The organism is Providencia sp. PROV209 (assembly GCF_028479485.1).
Taxonomy (GTDB): domain Bacteria; phylum Pseudomonadota; class Gammaproteobacteria; order Enterobacterales; family Enterobacteriaceae; genus Providencia; species Providencia alcalifaciens.
In genome coordinates this window covers 123402-141592 of the sequence record NZ_JAMPNR010000011.1, presented here as the reverse complement: position 1 = coordinate 141592, position 18191 = coordinate 123402, and the positions used below count along the sequence as shown (strand labels likewise).

Genomic DNA, 18191 nt, shown 5'->3' with positions numbered 1-18191 from the left:
TGGGCCAGTTCAAACTAACCTTTATAAAAACAATATTTTTAAATACGTTGCGCTGTAGCGAACTATCAGGCTACAGCGCAACGTACGATGCAATAAATTACTCTTCCGCGGCGATCATGCTCAGATAACCCTGAGCATCAATCAGGTCAGCTAACTGTGAGTCATCAGTCATCTTAATGCGGAAAATCCAACCTTCTTGATAAGGTGATTCGTTGACTAATTCTGGAGAATCACTTAATGCATCATTTACTGCGATAATTTCACCGCTAATAGGTGCATAAATATCAGATGCCGCCTTAACAGATTCAACAACTGCGCAGTCATCCCCTGCACTCACGACATCACCTACGTTAGGTAAGTCGACAAAAACCATATCGCCTAAAGTTTCTTGCGCATGTTCAGTGATACCCACAGTAAACTCACCGTTGCCTTCATCACGTAACCATTCGTGTTCACGGGTATATCTTAACTCTTTAGGTGCATTGCTCATTTCTAGCCTCTCTTCTGATTCTGAGAATATGTTTTTTGAGAATAAAACTAAATATTGTGTTGCATTAGAAAATATCTAATTATACTAATGCCTTACCTTCGCGTACGAACCCCGGCTTAACCACTTCAACCGGCATTTCACGATGGCGAATTTCAACGATGGCCTGATTTTTAATCCCATTCGGTACACGCGCTAATGCGATACTGAAACCCAACGTTGGAGAAAATGAACCGCTAGTGATCACTCCCTCATGCAATTTACCCGATTCGTCGGTAAAGCGCACAACCTGTTCAGCACGTAAAATGCCTTTTTCACGCATGACAATACCAACCAGTTTGTCTGAACCTTGCGCACGTTGCTTTTCCAATGCTTCACGACCGATAAAGTTCCGATCTTGCGGTTCCCAAGCAATTGTCCATCCCATATTGGCTGCCAATGGAGAAATAGACTCGTCCATATCTTGCCCATATAAATTCATACCTGCTTCAAGGCGTAACGTATCACGAGCACCCAAGCCAGCTGGATGCACACCCGCTTTAAGCAGCTTGCGCCAAAACTCTACAACTTGCTGCTTTGGCATTGCGATTTCATAGCCTTTCTCACCGGTATAACCTGTTGTTGCAATAAACAGATCGCCAGTTTGTACACCATAGAAAGGCTTCATATCTTTAATTGCAGCACGCTGCTCTTCAGTCAGTAAAGAGTGAACTTTATCTTGTGCCTTTGGACCTTGAACGGCTAATAACGCGAGATCATCGCGTACAGTGATTGCAACAGCATACTCTTTAGCATGCTGTTCAATCCATGCAATGTCTTTGTCTCGTGTCGCAGAGTTAACCACCAAACGATAGAAATCATCGTCAAGGTAATAAACAATCAAATCATCAATCACACCACCGGATGCATTCAGCATACCGGTATACAGTGCGCGGCCTTTGATCGTGAGTTTGGCAATATCATTGGCGAGAAGATAACGGAGAAAATCGCGGCAGCCTTCACCATGTAAATCAACAATGGTCATGTGGGAAACATCAAACATTCCTGCATCGGTTCGGACAATATTATGTTCGTTGATTTGCGAACCATAGTGCAGTGGCATCATCCACCCGTGGAAATCCACCATTTTTGCACCGCAGGCTATATGCTCATCATATAGAGTTGTTTGCTTTACCATGAATACCCTCTTTACATTACTGTGTCTGATGGGGTGATTGCGTGATGACGGTATAAATTTTTTCTGTAAACCCCGTTTCATCAAAACGCAAATCATCGAATTTGATTCAAAATCGCTAACATTCGAAATTGGATGCTATAAAAAAAAATAGGGTGACGTACTCACTGTATTACTGATTGCGCGGTTATATTGCCAGCGCTTTTTGTTAAATAATTGAGAACGATCACTCAATCCCTTCATATTTGGCTTATTGGTGAGCAAAATATCATCAAAACTGAGATTCCCATCGAAATAAGGCTCTAACAGCGTCTAATTGTTAAATTAGAAAAACTAATCCGAAATAAGGGATAAATTAGTTTTTCTCAGCCATTGGAAAGTATCAACGAGGTGGGTAGATAGTGATTACAAATAAAAAAACGGAACGCGTTAAACTCAGCGTTCCGTCTATAAGAGAAAAATAAAATCGATTACTGACTATCAATAGGGAGTTGTTTTAACCATTTAGGCATATCCGATAAGCCCATTGCATGGTTCAGCAATTGTGGTTTTATTCCGGGTAGGCTATCCGCTAATACTAAGCCAATATCACGTAACAATTTTTTCGCAGGGTTATTGCCATCGAATAACTCACGGAACCCTTGCATACCCGCTAACATCAATGCGGCACTATGTTTACGACTGCGCTCATAGTCACGTAAATAGAAATATTGACCAAAATCCTTACCTTCTCGATGCAATCTTCTGATTTCACCGATCAGCATAGCAACGTCCATAAAACCAAGGTTAACGCCCTGACCTGCCAATGGATGAATCGTATGAGCAGCATCCCCCAGAAGTGCAAGACGCTGAGCCGCAAACTGGCGTGCATAACGCCCAGTTAATGGAATAGTCACACGATCGCTTTCAAGCTGGCATAACCCTAAATTAGCATCAAATGCAACGGTTAACTCTTTCTCAAACTCGAGCTTGTCTAAATCTTGGCGACGCGCCGCGGCTAAGTTTGGTTGGGACCACACAATCGAGCATAAATGCGGGTCGCTCAATGGTAAGAATGCGAGGATACCTTCCCCATTAAAGGCTTGGCGAGCAATCCCTTCGTGTGGACGTTCCGTTCTAATTGTGGCAACTAACGCAGTATGTTCATAATCCCAGAATGTCAGTGGGATATCCGCATGACTACGTAACCATGAATTCGCCCCATCGGCACCGACAACTAATCGAGCTGTCAGCATATTTTCGTCATCTAACGTGATGAAAACATCATTTTCGCCCCAAACAACTTTCTTAATGGTCGCTGGCGCTAATAATGTCACATCACGCAATTGGCTGGCTTTTTGCCACAGCGCATCACGTACCACATTATTTTCAACAATATGACCTAAGTGCGAAAGGTTTTGGTCTTTTGCAGAAAAAGCGATACGCCCAAAACTATGGTTATCCCACACTTCCATACCATTATAGGCAGACGCTCTCATTCCTTTAATGGCTGACCACACATCTAAGTGAGCCAATAATTTTTCACTCGCTGCATTAATTGCTGATACGCGCAGCGCATGGGGCTCACTGGCAGAAAATGGCACTTTAGGCGGATGGTTTTCTACCACTGCCACACGTAAACCACTGCCTTCGAGTCCACATGCCAATGCCAGCCCAACCATGCCACCACCAGCGATAACCACATCGAACGATTGCATATTATAATTCCTCTTAATTTTGTGGTTATTTATGTGCGACCCAGCCAAGGGTTTGGCGGGCTAAAACATCACGAATAGGCGGTAACATTTCCATCGCCATCAGTCCCAAATTGCGCCCAACGATCAGGGGAAAGCAACGATTAGCAAATAACCGAACCAGACCATCCGTCATGGCGACCGTTTTTTCTCTGTCAGCTAATCGGGATTGTTGGTACTGATTTAGCAATGAATAATGACCAATATCTTGCTGATTAGCATGAGCATTCACCACTAATTCAGCTAATTGCATTACATCACGGATCCCAAGATTGAAACCTTGCCCCGCGATTGGGTGTAGCGTCTGAGCTGCATTTCCCACCAGCGCAACACGATGACTCACTGAATTAACCGCTTTTCTTAATACTAACGGGTAACAGTTGCGTTTACCGGCTTGGGTGATTTCACCTAAACGCCAACCAAATGCTTGCTGCAATTTGCGAATAAACGTTTCGTCGTCCCATGAATTAATAGCATCAGCATGCTCTTGATGATGGCACCACACTAGCGAGCTGCGCCCTTCTGACATAGGCAATAACGCTAAAGGACCAAATTCAGTAAAGCGCTCGAAAGCACGTCCTGCGGGGTCAATTGCTGTTTTGACGTTCGCGATAATCGCCACTTGCCCATAATCATCCTGCTGCCATTGCATGTTACAAGCTTGTCCAATCGCAGAGCGACTTCCATCGGCCGCCACTAAAAGATGACCCGTAATTTGTTCGCCACTTGCTAACGTGACCGTCACATTATCCACGGTACGCTCTACATGCTCTACTTTTGCAGGACAATAGAGTTTGACTCCTGGGGCCTTACGCAACAGGGTAAATAAACGGGCGCCAGCTTCATGCAATTCAATCACATTACCGAGCTCGGTAATCTGGTGACCTTCGGCATGAATATTAACAAAACCGGCATGACCTCTATCAGACACATGAACGTGATTAATCGGAGTCACACAGTCAGCAAAAGCAGACCAAACACCTATCGATGACAAGTACTGACAGGTGCCGTGGGATAATGCAATCGCTCGAGCATCAAAGCCTGGATGCTGACCTTCCGGTCGAGAGGCTTCAATGAGTGATACCGAAACGCGTCCTTGACTGAGTGACGAAATCGCCAGAGCCAATGTGGCGCCAGCCATCCCTCCCCCAACAATAATCACATTCATAGATTATTAATTACCTTCTGTTATTACTTTGTACTGCTTAACCTAAGCGTTTTTTAGCAGCCGCCATTAACGCTTCTATTTCATCTGGATCTTTCACGACCATTGACGTTAGATTCTCATTCCCATCTTCAGTGATAAGAATGTCATCTTCAATACGCACACCAATACCGCGGTATTGAGGGGGTACATCTGCATCTGGTGCAATATAGAGCCCCGGCTCAATGGTCAGCACCATGCCCGGTTCCAAAATGCGATCTCTTTCCACACCATAGAAACCAACATCATGCACATCTAAGCCCAACCAATGACTTAAACCATGCATAAAAAATGGATGATACGCTTTGTTTTCGATCAATTGTTCGACATCACCCTGTAAAATGCCTAATTTCACTAAACCTTCCGTTTTGATACGAACAATTTGTCGAGTCACTTCGTGGATGCTGGTTCCTGGGCGATAAAGCGCTAATGCGGTATTGATAGATTCAAGAACGATGTCGTAAATTTCACGCTGCGCTTGGGTAAATTTACCATTCACAGGAAACGTACGAGTAATATCTCCTGCGTACCCTTCTAACTCCGCACCCGCATCAATTAAAACTAAGTCTCCATCCTTCATAGCACATTCATTTTCGGTGTAGTGCAAAATGCAGGCATTTTCGCCGCTACCAACGATAGTGTTATAGGAAGGGAAACGCGCGCCATGGCGAGTGAATTCATATTCAATTTCACCACAGAGTTGATATTCATACATATTTGGACGGCAAGTTTCCATCGCACGAATGTGGGCTAAGGCTGAGATTTCCCCCGCTTTACGCATAACTGCCATTTCTGCATCCGATTTAAACAGACGCATTTCATGCACCATCGGACGCCAATCAATAACAGTTTGAGGGGCTTTCAAATTGCGGCGGCTACCACGGCGTAATACATCCAGCGCACCAAAAACCAATTTATCCGCATACTCAAACTCACCTTGAGCATGATAAACCACATCTAATCCATTCAATAATTGATAGAGTTGATCAACAATCTCATCAAATGGTAGCGCTTTATCTACACCTAATTTTTCAGGTGCCGCTTCTTGTCCTAGACGACGACCAAACCAAATTTCTGCGGTTAAATCACGGACGCGGTTGAACAACACGGTATGACTATGTTTCTCATCACTTTTAATTAAAACTAAAACCGCTTCTGGCTCACTAAATCCAGTCAGATACAAAAAATCACTGTGCTGGCGATACGGATATTCGCAATCCGCATTACGTTGTGCTTCAGGTGCTGAGAAAATAATGGCAGCACTTGCAGGCGCCATTTGAGCCAATAATGCATTACGACGAGAAATAAATTCCTGCTTATTCATACCGTTATTGCCTTATTATTTTGGGTTTTAGGTAAATTGCTTATTTGATGATTAGCTAAAAATCAAAGAGCAATCGTCTTATATTAGGTAAAGAGCCCCCTTAACCATAGGCTTCTGATAACCCAGAAAACCGACGGTTAATGGTCATTACCTAGCATTATAGATTAGTGGAGAACGGGCTTGATATTCTCGACTGCGGTTGGTCCATTTTTCGGCTCAACTAATGCGATGTAGCACAGTTGAACGGCAACTCTGACATATTCAACAACTTCTTCTAAGGCTTGCTCAAGCTCTTCTTGGTCTTCTTCTTCATCATAACCAAGCATACCGATGTTACGTAAATCAGTAATAACTTCGCTAATCTCTTTTTTATCAGTAAGTTTAGGTTGAGCAACACCAATGCCCAGTAAGAAGTGATTAACCCAGCCAGCTAACGCATCTGCGTGATCAAACACTGAAGCGTCTTCATCAGGAAATAGCATATTAAATGCGAATTCGCTGTCATCTAATGCATCAAATGTGAGGTCATACAGCTCACGTAGCGGCTGAGCTACCGTCTGTGGAAATGCAAGTCCGTCATTTGCCAAATCATGGACGAGTGTTTGCCAACCGTGGTCACGACTTCCTCCACAAATTAATCCGGTAATTAAACCATGGATTTCGGCAGCAGTGAGTGCGATTGAGTGCTGTTGGAGCAAATTGTCCAACGATTCATAGTTAGGTAAAGATTTTTGTATAGACATCTGAATTCGTCATGTTAGCTTGGGATTCGTGATATGCTACCACCAAGGATAGCCGCTAGACCAGTCTGCTTTTTTTTGTCTGAGTTATTATTAGTTTATTTTTATTCTAAACTAGTAATATAACGCCAATGCCTATCTATGCATAAGCTATGTGAAAATTAACAACATTTACGCCAAATGTCCCACTTTTATTGGCGAAAAAGATTTTAGTATGGAGGTATCATGTCCGCACAACCCGTTGATATTCAGATTTTTGGGCGATCTATGCGCGTTAATTGCCCAATAGAACAAAAAGAAGCGCTGTTAGAAGCCGCAAAAGAGTTAGAAGAACGTCTAAAGAATTTAAAAGACAGAAGTGGTGTAACTAACACTGAACAGCTTATTTTCATTGTCGCATTGAACGTCTGTCACGAATTAGCACAAGAAAAGACAAAAACACGCGATTATGCTTATAATATGGAAGAGAAGATAAAGGTATTGCAACAAACGATTGAGCAAGCGTTGCACGATCAGGTGAAAATCACTGAGAGGCAGGTATTGCCCCTAGAGTAATTATGCTTATTAATCAATCACTAGTAAAAAATAAAACTAAAAATTAGGTTGCATTTATACTCTAATTTCGTACAATGAAGTCACTGAGTAACGTAAGTTCTCAAAACAAATTTCTCTGAGATGCGCGTCAGTGGGTGAGTCCCCTGAGCCGATATTTCATACCAAACAGAATGTGGTTTTTGCGCTGGTGAGCATGCCTGATTCGCTCAGGAAGCCTAAAGGTTGCTAAACTGCGTTCACCTTGAACCAAGGGTTCAAGGGTTACAGCCTACAACGGCATCTTGGAGACCTCCCTTTCTTTTCCTGTTGTTTATGTGTCCTCTGCACAACTTCCCAAATACTCTGCGAAAAACTACCCATTCCTATCGCTTGCGATATACTGTTTGTTATGTTTTTCCGCTGGTTATACAACTTTCTATGAGGGAAGGTATATGGAAATGGTTATGTCAGATGCGCTTTCTTTATCACGTCAGCAAACTCGTCAATCCATTAGGGCAGCCCGTCGGGCACTTTCCCTTGAAGCACAAGACGCTGCGGCACAGCAAATAGTGACTCACTCACTCAATCACCCCAAAATAGCACAAGCAAAAACTATCGCCCTATTTCTATCGTTCGATGGGGAAATTAATACACGCCCATTAATTCAAGCTCTCTGGGAACAAGGGAAACATATTTATCTCCCCGTCATTCATCCATTTAGCCCTAATAACCTCTTATTTTTACGTTACACACCAGAAACTGCACTAGTAAAAAATAAGTTTAATATCGAAGAACCTCCATTGAATATTTCAGATGTATTACCCATTGAGCAGCTCGATATTATGATGATCCCACTCGTGGCATTTGATAGCCAAGGGCAGCGATTAGGAATGGGTGGCGGTTTTTACGATAGAACGTTAGCGAAATGGCAGCAAACTGGCTTTTATCCTATTGGGCTTGCCCATGATTGCCAGCAAGTTGAAAATTTACCAGTAGCACATTGGGATATTCCATTACCTGAAATTATCACCCCTAAAAAAATATGGCGCTGGTAAGCACCAACGCCATATGAGAATAAAAAGCTAAATTCAATTAGAACAACAGGCGAGCGCGAATAGTGCCTGGCAGTGATTTCAATTTCACTAACACTTCATCCGCCTGACCAGGTGATTGCGTCAGCACATCAATAACAACATAACCAACATTACCTGACGTTCTCAGATATTGCCCTACTACGTTGATGTTATTTTCCGTAAATACTTGGTTGATGCTATTCATCATCCCTGGACGGTTTTCATGAATATGCAGTAAGCGGTTGGTATCATCCGTATGGACTGGCAGTGAAACCTCAGGGAAGTTAACCGCAGATAATGTTGAACCATTGTCAGAGTATTTTGCTAGCTTACTCGCCACTTCTAAACCGATATTCTCTTGCGCTTCTTCCGTTGAACCACCGATGTGTGGTGTCAGGATCACGTTGTCAAATTTAATCAACTCAGAGATGAACGGATCATTCGGATCATTATTTGCCGCTGGCTCTGTTGGGAACACATCAACTGCCGCGCCTGATAATTTTTTGCTTTCTAATGCTGCGCTAAGTGCTGGGATATCAACGACCGTACCACGAGAAGCATTGATGAAAATTGCACCTTTTTTCATTTGCTCAAATTGCGTTGCACCAATCATATCCTTGGTACTTGCTGTTTCGGGCACATGCAAACTCACCACATCGCTCATTTTCAGTAGCTCAGGTAATGAGCGAACTTGCGTCGCATTACCTAATGGCAATTTATTTTCAATGTCATAAAAATAAACATCCATACCAATCCCTTCAGCTAAGATCCCTAACTGAGTACCGATATGACCATAACCGACAATACCTAAACGCTTGCCTCGAGCTTCAAAACAGCCTTTCGCTTGTTTTTCCCAAATACCGCGGTGCGCCTGCATATTGGCTTCAGGAATACGACGCAATAATAGTAATAGCTGACCTAATACCATTTCCGCCACGGAACGTGTGTTGGAGAATGGTGCGTTAAAGACAGGAATACCGCGTTTTGCTGCCGCATCTAAATCAACTTGGTTAGTCCCAATACAGAAGCAACCCACTGCCACCAGTTTCTCTGCCGATGCAAAGATCTCTTCAGTCAAATGAGTACGGGAACGGATACCGACAAAACGAGCGTCTTTAATTGCTTCTTTTAATTCTTCGTCCGACAGCGCGCTTTTGTGATATTCGATATTGGTGTAACCCGCTGCTTTGAGGTTATCCACAGCACTTTGGTGAACACCTTCAAGCAGTAAAAATTTAATTTTGTCTTTCTGCAAAGATACCTTGACCATTTACCCTACCCTATCGTACTTAATTTATGACAGATGAATTTCGTATGAACTCAAAATAATTCGAGATGCAAGTCATGAAATTAAGGCACTCCAGCCCCTCACATGCACCTTGAAATAAAACGAGAATACCAACATAGCAAAATTCAGCGCAGTAGCAATACAAACGATTGCTTAGACGCTGCTAAAAAGTGTGAAGAAAAAGAAGTTATGTGGTGGAAAATCTAGAGCGGTAACACAAAATAAGCATTTTGCCCACCCAATGGGCATTTGTGTGAGATATATCACCAAAATAACGGATGGTAAAAAAAATTTAAATAATTTTCAGGTTTACCATATTTATAAAAGTCATTAACGCTTTAGCTATCTAGTTAAAAACAAAATAAGCCAGTGAACTTAAAATCCACTGGCTTATCATTAACCACAGAAGATTACAGCTTAATAGTTTTTACACCTTCAGCTGTTCCCATCAATACGACATCAGCACCACGGTTAGCGAATAGTCCCACAGTCACGACGCCAGCAATACCGTTGATTTTGTTTTCTAATGCAACAGGATCGAGGATCTTTAAGTTGTGGACATCCAGAATAACGTTACCGTTATCCGTCACCACATTTTCACGGTAAACTGGTTGCCCGCCTAATTTAACCAATTCACGCGCAACATAGCTACGCGCCATTGGAATGACTTCGACAGGTAGAGGGAAATTACCTAAAACACCCACTAACTTAGATTGGTCAACGATACAGACAAACGTTTTAGCAATGGCAGAAACAATTTTTTCGCGAGTTAATGCGGCACCACCGCCTTTGATCATGTTCATGTTGCCATCTACTTCATCAGCCCCATCAACATAAACATCTAATGAATCTACACTGTTACAGTCAAAAACAGGAATACCCAAGGATTTCAATTTTTGTGTTGATGCTTCAGAGCTAGAAACGGCTCCTTCAATTTGTCCCTTCATTGTTGCCAATGCATCAATAAAGTGGGATGCGGTAGAACCTGTACCTACCCCAACAATCGTGCCTGGCTTAACATATTCTAATGCCGCCCAACCTACTGCTTTTTTCAATTCATCCTGAGTCATGCGAGAGCCTTATACTGGAATATTCAATCATTAAATAGATAGTGAATAGTATATACCGGACATTCTGCAAGTTGCAGTATTGTTATTAGGGATTGTGCACTACTTCTTATGAAAAATACCCTTTAGGAATATTTGCAAGTGTTATCCCTAAAAATATGGCATAGTGATTGGCAGAATAACAAGAAGGAGAGTTTTTGATGAAGCGCCCTGATTATCGCGCCTTGCAAGCACTGGATGCCGTCATTCGTGAACGCGGATTTGAACGAGCAGCACAAAAGTTATGCATCACTCAGTCTGCAGTTTCTCAACGAATCAAACAGTTAGAAAACCTTTTTGGTCAACCTTTGCTTGTGCGTACCGTTCCGCCACATCCAACTGAACAAGGTCAAAAACTGTTGGCATTGCTTCATCAAGTTGAATTACTCGAAGAACAGTGGCTTGGAGATGAAAACAGTGGCTCCACGCCATTATTGCTCTCCTTAGCGGTGAACGCTGACAGTTTAGCAACATGGTTTTTGCCCGCCCTAAACCCAGTTTTAGGTAATACGCCTATCCGTTTGAACATTCAAGTGGAAGATGAAACCCGCACCCAAGAGCGCCTAAGACGCGGGGAGGTGGTCGGGGCTATCAGTATTCAACCTCAAGCCTTGCCAGGTTGTTTAGTCGATAAACTGGGCGCATTAGACTATATTTTCGTCGCCTCACCGGGTTTTGCCGCGAAGTATTTCCCTGATGGGGTAACTCGAGCCTCCTTACTAAAAGCACCCGCGGTGGCATTTGACCATTTGGATGATATGCACCAAGCCTTTGTACAACAAAACTTTGGACTATCACCTGGCAGTGTACCTTGCCATATCGTTAACTCATCAGAGGCCTTTGTACAATTAGCTAAACAGGGGTCAACATGCTGTATGATCCCACACTTGCAAATTGCCAGTGAGTTAGAAAATGGTGAATTAATTGATTTAACACCGGGGCTCTGTCAACGCCGGATGCTCTACTGGCATCGTTTTGCACCGGAAAGTCGCACAATGAAGAAAGTCACTGACGCCCTATTAAAAACAGGACGCCAGATGCTAAAACAAGATGATGAAATCGCCGCTGAGATTAACGTTTAATTTCAAACACCACATCAACTTGATCATTAAAATCGATACTTTGCTGCTCATAGGTCTCATTAACGTTGAGATCTTGAGCCGCCGCTTTCAGTGACCCCGCTTGACCACGCACAGCCATTGGATATGGGACATCAGCTGGAGCATTGTAATTAATGCTATAAATCGGTCCTAACTGTGCATTAAACCCTTTTGCCAGCGCTTCAGCTTGTAACTGAGCATTCTTCATTGCTTGGTCACGGGCTGCATTACGGTATTTCTGAGGATCACTCACCCCAAACTGCACAGAATTAATTTCATTTAATCCTGCCGTCAACGCACCATCAAGTAGAACATTTAGCTGATCCAACTTTTTCACTTTGACATCGACGGTTCTTATCGCCGTATATCCTTTCAGTGTTGGCTTAGACGCTGAACTATAATCATAGTTAGGTTGTGTTCGTACATTTGCAGCATCAATATCCTGCTTTTCAATTCCATTTTTCTTCAGGAATTCAAAGTATTCAGCAACGCGCTTATCAACTGCCGCTTTTGCCGCCGCAGCATCTTTATTCGTAACCTGCACATTAATGCTCAACGTTGCCATATCCGGTGCTACTTTCACCGCCCCACTTGCTGACGTTGAAATATGAGGACCTTCCGGTGCTGCACTAGCCAAAGAGATGCTCGGAACCGCAAGACCTGCCAATACGGCAGCAACAACGATAGATTTCAATTTCACAGAACCTCCCAATGGTGTTTTTCTCTATAATAAAGAGGAAGTTCATCATAAACCTCCTCTGATTAAGATTCACATTATCATATTTACCACAAACTGCGATTCAGAATAATGCTAATTAATATCCTAGCCCGTGCATTGCGAGTTGAAATGCAATAAACCACATCACACAGCCTACAAACAGATTAATAAAACGCTGGGACCGTGGTTTATTCAGTATAGGAGAAAACCACGCCGCTAACATCGCTAATAAAAAAAACCAAACGAATGAAGCCGTTAATGCCCCAGCCGTGAACCATGGGCGCAACTGACTTTCTAATTGACCACCAACACTACCTAATACCACAAAAGTATCTAAATACACATGAGGGTTAAGCCAAGTCACGGCAAACAACGTCACGACCACTTTCCATCGTGTCATCATCTTACGTTCTAATTGCAATACTGCGTCATCTGGCGTCATTGCTGTGCGAAATGCCTCATAGCCATACCACACTAAAAATGCGACTCCCGCCCAAGTAATCAGTGCCATTAATAGCTCAGATTGACTTAATAACGCGCTGCCACCAAAAACCCCCGCAATAATTAAAATCGTATCACTTAATGCGCATAATAATGCACTCATCAAATGAAACTGCTTTCGGCTACCTTGTTGTAAAACAAATGCATTTTGTGGACCTAATGGCAATATCATTGCAGCCCCTAAAAGAGCTCCCTGAAAATAAATCGTAAACATGCAAATTTTCCTAATAATTATTCAGATTATCTGCACAGAATAATATCCACGAAAAATCATTAGTGAAAACGATTAACTCTAATAGGGCATAAGAAAGGCTAATACAAATTCATGGAGAGAAATTTGAAATAAGATTACCTATATTCTGGGAATAAAAATGGCGTAGTTTTCTAGTCTACGCCATTTTTCATGGTACACATGATGACTTATTCAGCAGAAATATTTTTCACGCTAGGATTAACTTGGTGGAGATGAACATCCATTTGTGGGAATGGAATTCCAATATTGTGCTGATCTAATGCACGTTTAAAGTTTTCCATTAAATCCCAGTAAACAGGCCAAGTATCACCATTCGTGGTCCAAAAACGCACTAAATAATTCAATGAAGATGGCGCCATTTCATTTAAACGGATAGTCACACCTTTATCGTGCAGAATACGTTTATCAGCCGCAACAATATCACCTAAGACTTTTTTAACCATATCAATATCTGAGTTATAAGCAACGCCCACCATGATATCTTGACGGCGAAGTGGCTCACGGGTCACGTTAATGATGCTGTCCCCAATGATTTTACCATTTGGGATAACAACGATACGGTCATCCGCCGTTCTCAATGTGGTTGAGAAAATTTGTACGCTTTGAACAGTACCGTCAATCGCACCAATCTTCACAAACTCACCCGCTTTTAATGGTCTAAATACCACCAGCAAAACGCCTGCAGCAAAGTTACCTAATGAGTTTTGTAATGCTAAACCAACCGCTAAACCGGCGGCACCCATTACCGCGATGACAGAGGCAGTTTGTACGCCAATTTTGCCCAGCACAGCAATTAAGGTAAATGCCACAATGGTATAGCGAGCAATAGCAGATAAGAATTCGCTAACAGTGGAGTCAATTCCTCTCATTGTCATCACACGATTCAAACCACGGCTAACCCATTTAGCAATCATCAACCCCACAATTAAAATAACAAGTGCGGAAACGATATTGACGACATACTGGACTAGCAGATCCTGATTTGCCACAAACCAATTCGTTGCATCATTCAATGCGCCTGTAACATCATCAGTATTCATATGTATATCCTTTTCGATCAAATTTAGACTAGGAAAACTCGCTCAATTCAATTAACAATCTCAAAAATCATGAGTAAATAATTGAATAACACGCTTAAAATAATAGCTATAAATCATCAAAATATAAAATTAATCGATAAATAAAATACTTTTTATCGATTTTCGATAACAAATTCACGATAGTCATCTAGCATATCGAAGAAGTCATTGATACCGCAAAAGGCAATGCTTTCATTATCATAGTAACTCATTCCTTCTTCTAACCCATCGGTCTCAAACGCTAACTGATTCGCACGGATCATGACTTCCTCATCATCGAGAATCAGTGTGTATTCGTGACCAATAAACTCCCACTGCTTTTCACTGCCTTTAATCAGTTCATAATTATCTGCGATAGTATCCAGTAAACTGAGGTCGTTTTTAATTTCCTCGTTTAGCCAATAACCAATAGCTTCATGATCCATTGAAAATTTTGCGGTAATACTTCCTGTAATATCCTTTAAAAATTGGTAGTCCATATGCAATACCTCACACTTTGCGTCTTTGAATTAAGTATAACGCGAGTCAAGTGGGTTTGCTTAGCGCTATTACGAGCTGTCAGAAGAATATTTCAGTATGGAATTATTGCGCTACACAAATATGCTTATTCAATTAAAATTAACTATACCTCTTCGACTCAGTAATAAGGGCTTCAATGATTAATCGCGTAGACCACCTTGTTTTAACCACCACTAATCTTGATACCTGTCTTGATTTTTACCAGCGTATCTTAAAAATGTCTGTGATCACGTTTGGTGAACAACGTTACGCATTACAGTTTGGTCAGCAAAAAATAAACATTCACCAATATGGAAAAGAGTTTGAACCTAAGGCTCACTTACCCGTGCCAGGGTCACTGGATCTCTGTTTTATTAGTGATATACCGCTTCTCGATGTGCAAAAACATCTTGAACAACAGGATGTAAAAATTATTGAAGGACCTGTACAACGCACTGGCGCTACAGGCAAAATTTTGTCGTTATATCTCCGAGATCCCGATTTAAATTTAATCGAAATTTCTCAATATATTTAGCATCAACCTATTTATCCCTCTGTATTTTTCACGTAGAAATAGAAAACCCCAATAATTGAATTAACAACTATTGGGGTTTAATTAATATAACGCTATTAATCAATCATTAAACAGCAGTTTGGAAAATCACTCCATCCGCTTTCTCAGTGTACTGATCCAGTCGATCAAAGTTCAGATAACGGTATGTGTCTTCCGCAGTCTCATCGACTTTATTCATAAACTGTTGATACTCAGCAGGTGTTGGCAAGCGACCTAATAGGGAAGCCACTGCGGCTAACTCCGCTGATGCCAAATAAACATTGGCACCTGTACCTAAACGGTTCGGGAAGTTACGCGTAGACGTGGAAACAACGGTTGCGCCATCTGCCACTCGAGCTTGGTTACCCATACACAGTGAACAGCCTGGGACTTCAATACGAGCCCCACTCTTACCAAATACGCTGTAGTAACCTTCTTCCGTTAGCTGCGCAGCATCCATCTTCGTTGGTGGCGCAACCCACAGGCGAGTTGGTAATTGACCTTTATGGGAATCCAGCAGTTTACCTGCCGCACGGAAGTGACCGATGTTAGTCATACAAGAACCGATAAATACTTCATCGATTTTTTCATTCTGAACATCAGACAGTAAACGTGCATCATCTGGGTCATTTGGCGCACACAGAATTGGCTCTTTGATCTCATTAAGATCGATTTCAATCACTGCCGCGTATTCTGCATCCGCGTCACCTTCCAGTAACTCAGGGTTAGCAAGCCAGTTTTCCATCCCTTTGATACGACGTTCGATGGTACGGCGGTCGCCGTAACCTTCCGCGATCATCCATTTCAACAGAACGATGTTGGACTGCAGGTATTCAATGATTGGCGCTTTATCCAACTTGATAGTACAACCCGCAGCTGAACGTTCTGCTGACGCATCCGCTAATTCAAATGCTTGCTCAACTTTCAGCTCAGGAAGACCTTCAATTTCCAGAATACGGCCAGAGAAAATGTTTTTCTTACCTTTTTTCTCAACAGTCAGTAATCCATCTTTAATCGCATACAGAGGAATAGCATGAACAAGGTCACGTAATGTAATACCCGGTTGCATTTGTCCTTTGAAGCGAACTAATACGGACTCTGGCATATCCAGAGGCATAACACCGGTTGCAGCAGCAAAAGCCACTAAACCAGAACCTGCTGGGAATGAGATACCAATTGGGAAACGGGTATGCGAGTCACCACCAGTACCAACAGTATCTGGCAATAGCATACGGTTTAACCAAGAGTGAATAATACCGTCGCCCGGACGCAGAGAAACCCCACCACGGTTCATAATAAAATCAGGTAGTGTATGGTGTGTTGTCACGTCTACTGGTTTTGGATACGCCGCCGTGTGACAGAATGACTGCATCACTAAATCCGCAGAGAATCCTAAACACGCTAAGTCTTTCAGCTCATCACGAGTCATTGGACCCGTTGTATCTTGTGAACCGACAGACGTCATTTTAGGTTCACAGTATTCACCAGGGCGAATACCTTGACGACCGCATGCGCGACCGACCATTTTTTGTGCTAATGAGTAACCACGATTACTTTGTGCAACAGGTTTTGCAAGACGGAACATATCCGTTGCACCTAAACCTAATGCCTCGCGTGCTTTTGTGGTTAAGCCACGACCGATGATTAGAGGAATACGACCACCAGCACGAACTTCGTCGATTAACACGTCCGTTTTTAATTCGAATGTTTCTAACAATTCGTTAGTTTCGTGATTACGAACTTCACCTTTATATGGATAGATATCAATCACATCGCCCATATTCAGCTTAGATACATCCACTTCAATTGGCAGTGCTCCCGCATCTTCCATTGTGTTAAAGAAGATTGGTGCAATTTTTCCGCCCAGCACAACACCGCCACCGCGTTTATTAGGCACGAATGGAATATCATCGCCCATAAACCACAGAACGGAGTTCGTTGCTGATTTACGTGAAGAACCAGTACCGACAACGTCACCCACATAAGCCAGCGGGAAGCCTTTTTTATTCAGTTCTTCGATTTGTTTAATTGGACCTACGTTACCCGCTTCATCAGGAACGATGCCATCGCGTGCGTTTTTCAGCATGGCTAAAGCATGCAGAGGAATATCTGGTCGCGACCATGCATCTGGTGCAGGAGATAAGTCATCCGTGTTGGTTTCGCCAGTCACTTTAAAGACCGTCACGGTCATTTTTTCAGCTAATTCAGGACGCTCTTTGAACCAATCTGCATTCGCCCATGATTCAATCACTTGCTTAGCATGCGCATTTCCCGCTTTCGCTTTTTCTTCTACATCATAGAAATTATCGAACATCAGTAGAGTGTGGGAAAGTGCTTTCGCTGCGATGGCTGCCAATTTGGCATCATCAAGAGCTTCGATTAGTGCGTGAATATTGTATCCGCCCTGCATGGTACCTAGCAGTTCAATGGCTTTTTCAGGGGAGATCAGAGGGGAGGATGTTTCGCCTTTTGCGATCGCGGCTAAAAATCCAGCTTTAACGTAAGCTGCTTCATCAACGCCAGGTGGGACACGGTTGGTCAGCAGGTCTAACAAGAAATCTTCTTCACCTTTGGGTGGGTTTTTCAGTAACTCGACTAGTGCAGCTACTTGTGACGCATCTAATGGCTTAGGGACAATCCCTTGAGCGGCACGCTCGGCTACGTGCTTACGGTATTCTTCTAGCACGACGTTCTCCTCGCTTCTTTGTTATTTATATACCCGGCTGTCTGCACCATCCTGAAAAAAATTATCATCCGGTGCCAGGTCAGAGGAATTTGCTCACATAATCTCAATGGCGATAAAATTATGTCCAGCTTCGGGCAATC

17 protein-coding genes and 1 other RNA gene are annotated in these 18191 nt (G+C 42.6%); 5 read left to right on the top strand and 13 right to left on the bottom strand.

Going from position 1 to position 18191, the window contains the following annotated elements; genetic code table 11:
* Positions 1–97: 97 nt before the first annotated feature.
* The 6 genes from gcvH to PR795_RS08290 all read right to left on the bottom strand — a co-directional run bounded on the left by gcvH (position 98) and on the right by PR795_RS08290 (position 6665).
* A complete protein-coding gene (gcvH, locus tag PR795_RS08315; RefSeq protein ID WP_006658043.1) occupies positions 98–490 on the bottom strand; it encodes a glycine cleavage system protein GcvH in 393 nt (130 codons plus the stop codon).
* Positions 491–569: 79 nt separating this feature from the next.
* A complete protein-coding gene (gene gcvT, locus PR795_RS08310) occupies positions 570–1664 on the bottom strand; it encodes a glycine cleavage system aminomethyltransferase GcvT (RefSeq protein WP_039861637.1) in 1095 nt (364 codons plus the stop codon).
* 467 nt (positions 1665–2131) lie between these two features.
* Complete coding sequence (gene ubiI, locus PR795_RS08305; protein ID WP_036975145.1) at positions 2132–3358, bottom strand: FAD-dependent 2-octaprenylphenol hydroxylase; 1227 nt, start codon at positions 3356–3358, stop codon at positions 2132–2134.
* Between the two features lie 25 nt (positions 3359–3383).
* Positions 3384–4562: a 2-octaprenyl-6-methoxyphenyl hydroxylase gene (gene ubiH, locus PR795_RS08300; protein WP_181480115.1), complete on the bottom strand. Its 1179-nt coding sequence runs from the start codon at positions 4560–4562 to the stop codon at positions 3384–3386.
* A gap of 37 nt (positions 4563–4599) precedes the next feature.
* Entirely contained in the window at positions 4600–5922 is a 1323-nt protein-coding gene (gene pepP, locus PR795_RS08295) for a Xaa-Pro aminopeptidase (RefSeq protein ID WP_006661178.1), read from the bottom strand.
* Between the two features lie 164 nt (positions 5923–6086).
* Positions 6087–6665, bottom strand: coding sequence for a YecA/YgfB family protein (locus tag PR795_RS08290; protein ID WP_006658038.1), 579 nt, complete (start codon positions 6663–6665; stop codon positions 6087–6089).
* Positions 6666–6887: 222 nt separating this feature from the next.
* On the opposite strand from PR795_RS08290, the gene zapA reads away from it, so the two are divergent.
* From zapA to PR795_RS08275, 3 genes are all read left to right on the top strand, one after another.
* Positions 6888–7217 carry a cell division protein ZapA gene (gene zapA, locus PR795_RS08285; RefSeq protein WP_006658037.1) on the top strand — a complete coding sequence of 110 codons (330 nt, stop codon included), beginning with the start codon at positions 6888–6890 and terminating at the stop codon, positions 7215–7217.
* A 109-nt stretch (positions 7218–7326) separates the two neighbouring features.
* Positions 7327–7509: non-coding RNA, 6S RNA (gene ssrS / locus PR795_RS08280), on the top strand.
* Positions 7510–7648: 139 nt separating this feature from the next.
* Positions 7649–8251 (top strand): 5-formyltetrahydrofolate cyclo-ligase, encoded by a 603-nt coding sequence (locus PR795_RS08275; protein ID WP_224063609.1) that lies wholly within the window; start codon positions 7649–7651, stop codon positions 8249–8251.
* 37 nt (positions 8252–8288) lie between these two features.
* Here the strand turns inward: PR795_RS08275 and serA are convergent, their stop codons facing one another.
* Positions 8289–9539 carry a phosphoglycerate dehydrogenase gene (serA, locus tag PR795_RS08270; RefSeq protein ID WP_006658035.1) on the bottom strand — a complete coding sequence of 417 codons (1251 nt, stop codon included), beginning with the start codon at positions 9537–9539 and terminating at the stop codon, positions 8289–8291.
* A 428-nt stretch (positions 9540–9967) separates the two neighbouring features.
* Positions 9968–10627 (bottom strand): ribose-5-phosphate isomerase RpiA, encoded by a 660-nt coding sequence (gene rpiA, locus PR795_RS08265; protein WP_006658033.1) that lies wholly within the window; start codon positions 10625–10627, stop codon positions 9968–9970.
* 197 nt (positions 10628–10824) lie between these two features.
* On the opposite strand from rpiA, the gene PR795_RS08260 reads away from it, so the two are divergent.
* Positions 10825–11745: a LysR family transcriptional regulator ArgP gene (locus PR795_RS08260; protein WP_006658032.1), complete on the top strand. Its 921-nt coding sequence runs from the start codon at positions 10825–10827 to the stop codon at positions 11743–11745.
* Here the strand turns inward: PR795_RS08260 and PR795_RS08255 are convergent.
* From PR795_RS08255 to PR795_RS08240, 4 genes are all read right to left on the bottom strand, one after another.
* Complete coding sequence (locus PR795_RS08255) at positions 11735–12463, bottom strand: oxidative stress defense protein (RefSeq protein WP_006658031.1); 729 nt, start codon at positions 12461–12463, stop codon at positions 11735–11737. The two genes, PR795_RS08260 and PR795_RS08255, sit on opposite strands and share 11 nt — an antisense overlap.
* 115 nt (positions 12464–12578) lie before the next feature.
* Positions 12579–13196 (bottom strand): arginine exporter ArgO, encoded by a 618-nt coding sequence (gene argO / locus PR795_RS08250; protein WP_006661176.1) that lies wholly within the window; start codon positions 13194–13196, stop codon positions 12579–12581.
* A gap of 206 nt (positions 13197–13402) precedes the next feature.
* Complete coding sequence (gene mscS / locus PR795_RS08245) at positions 13403–14275, bottom strand: small-conductance mechanosensitive channel MscS (RefSeq protein ID WP_006661175.1); 873 nt, start codon at positions 14273–14275, stop codon at positions 13403–13405.
* 152 nt (positions 14276–14427) lie between these two features.
* Entirely contained in the window at positions 14428–14793 is a 366-nt protein-coding gene (locus PR795_RS08240) for a YacL family protein (protein WP_006658028.1), read from the bottom strand.
* 176 nt (positions 14794–14969) lie between these two features.
* Between PR795_RS08240 and PR795_RS08235 the strand changes: the two genes are divergently transcribed.
* Positions 14970–15347 carry a VOC family protein gene (locus PR795_RS08235; RefSeq protein ID WP_006658027.1) on the top strand — a complete coding sequence of 126 codons (378 nt, stop codon included), beginning with the start codon at positions 14970–14972 and terminating at the stop codon, positions 15345–15347.
* Between the two features lie 106 nt (positions 15348–15453).
* Here the strand turns inward: PR795_RS08235 and acnB are convergent, their stop codons facing one another.
* Positions 15454–18051 (bottom strand): bifunctional aconitate hydratase 2/2-methylisocitrate dehydratase, encoded by a 2598-nt coding sequence (gene acnB / locus PR795_RS08230; protein ID WP_006658026.1) that lies wholly within the window; start codon positions 18049–18051, stop codon positions 15454–15456.
* Positions 18052–18191: the final 140 nt, after the last annotated feature.

Coding starts and splice junctions, on each gene's coding strand:
- gcvH (WP_006658043.1), bottom strand. CDS start 490: ATGAGCAATGCACCTAAAGAGTTAAGATATACCCGTGAACACGAATGG.
- gcvT (WP_039861637.1), bottom strand. CDS start 1,664: ATGGTAAAGCAAACAACTCTATATGATGAGCATATAGCCTGCGGTGCA.
- ubiI (WP_036975145.1), bottom strand. CDS start 3,358: ATGCAATCGTTCGATGTGGTTATCGCTGGTGGTGGCATGGTTGGGCTG.
- ubiH (WP_181480115.1), bottom strand. CDS start 4,562: ATGAATGTGATTATTGTTGGGGGAGGGATGGCTGGCGCCACATTGGCT.
- pepP (WP_006661178.1), bottom strand. CDS start 5,922: ATGAATAAGCAGGAATTTATTTCTCGTCGTAATGCATTATTGGCTCAA.
- PR795_RS08290 (WP_006658038.1), bottom strand. CDS start 6,665: ATGTCTATACAAAAATCTTTACCTAACTATGAATCGTTGGACAATTTG.
- zapA (WP_006658037.1), top strand. CDS start 6,888: ATGTCCGCACAACCCGTTGATATTCAGATTTTTGGGCGATCTATGCGC.
- PR795_RS08275 (WP_224063609.1), top strand. CDS start 7,649: ATGGAAATGGTTATGTCAGATGCGCTTTCTTTATCACGTCAGCAAACT.
- serA (WP_006658035.1), bottom strand. CDS start 9,539: ATGGTCAAGGTATCTTTGCAGAAAGACAAAATTAAATTTTTACTGCTT.
- rpiA (WP_006658033.1), bottom strand. CDS start 10,627: ATGACTCAGGATGAATTGAAAAAAGCAGTAGGTTGGGCGGCATTAGAA.
- PR795_RS08260 (WP_006658032.1), top strand. CDS start 10,825: ATGAAGCGCCCTGATTATCGCGCCTTGCAAGCACTGGATGCCGTCATT.
- argO (WP_006661176.1), bottom strand. CDS start 13,196: ATGTTTACGATTTATTTTCAGGGAGCTCTTTTAGGGGCTGCAATGATA.
- mscS (WP_006661175.1), bottom strand. CDS start 14,275: ATGAATACTGATGATGTTACAGGCGCATTGAATGATGCAACGAATTGG.
- PR795_RS08240 (WP_006658028.1), bottom strand. CDS start 14,793: ATGGACTACCAATTTTTAAAGGATATTACAGGAAGTATTACCGCAAAA.
- PR795_RS08235 (WP_006658027.1), top strand. CDS start 14,970: ATGATTAATCGCGTAGACCACCTTGTTTTAACCACCACTAATCTTGAT.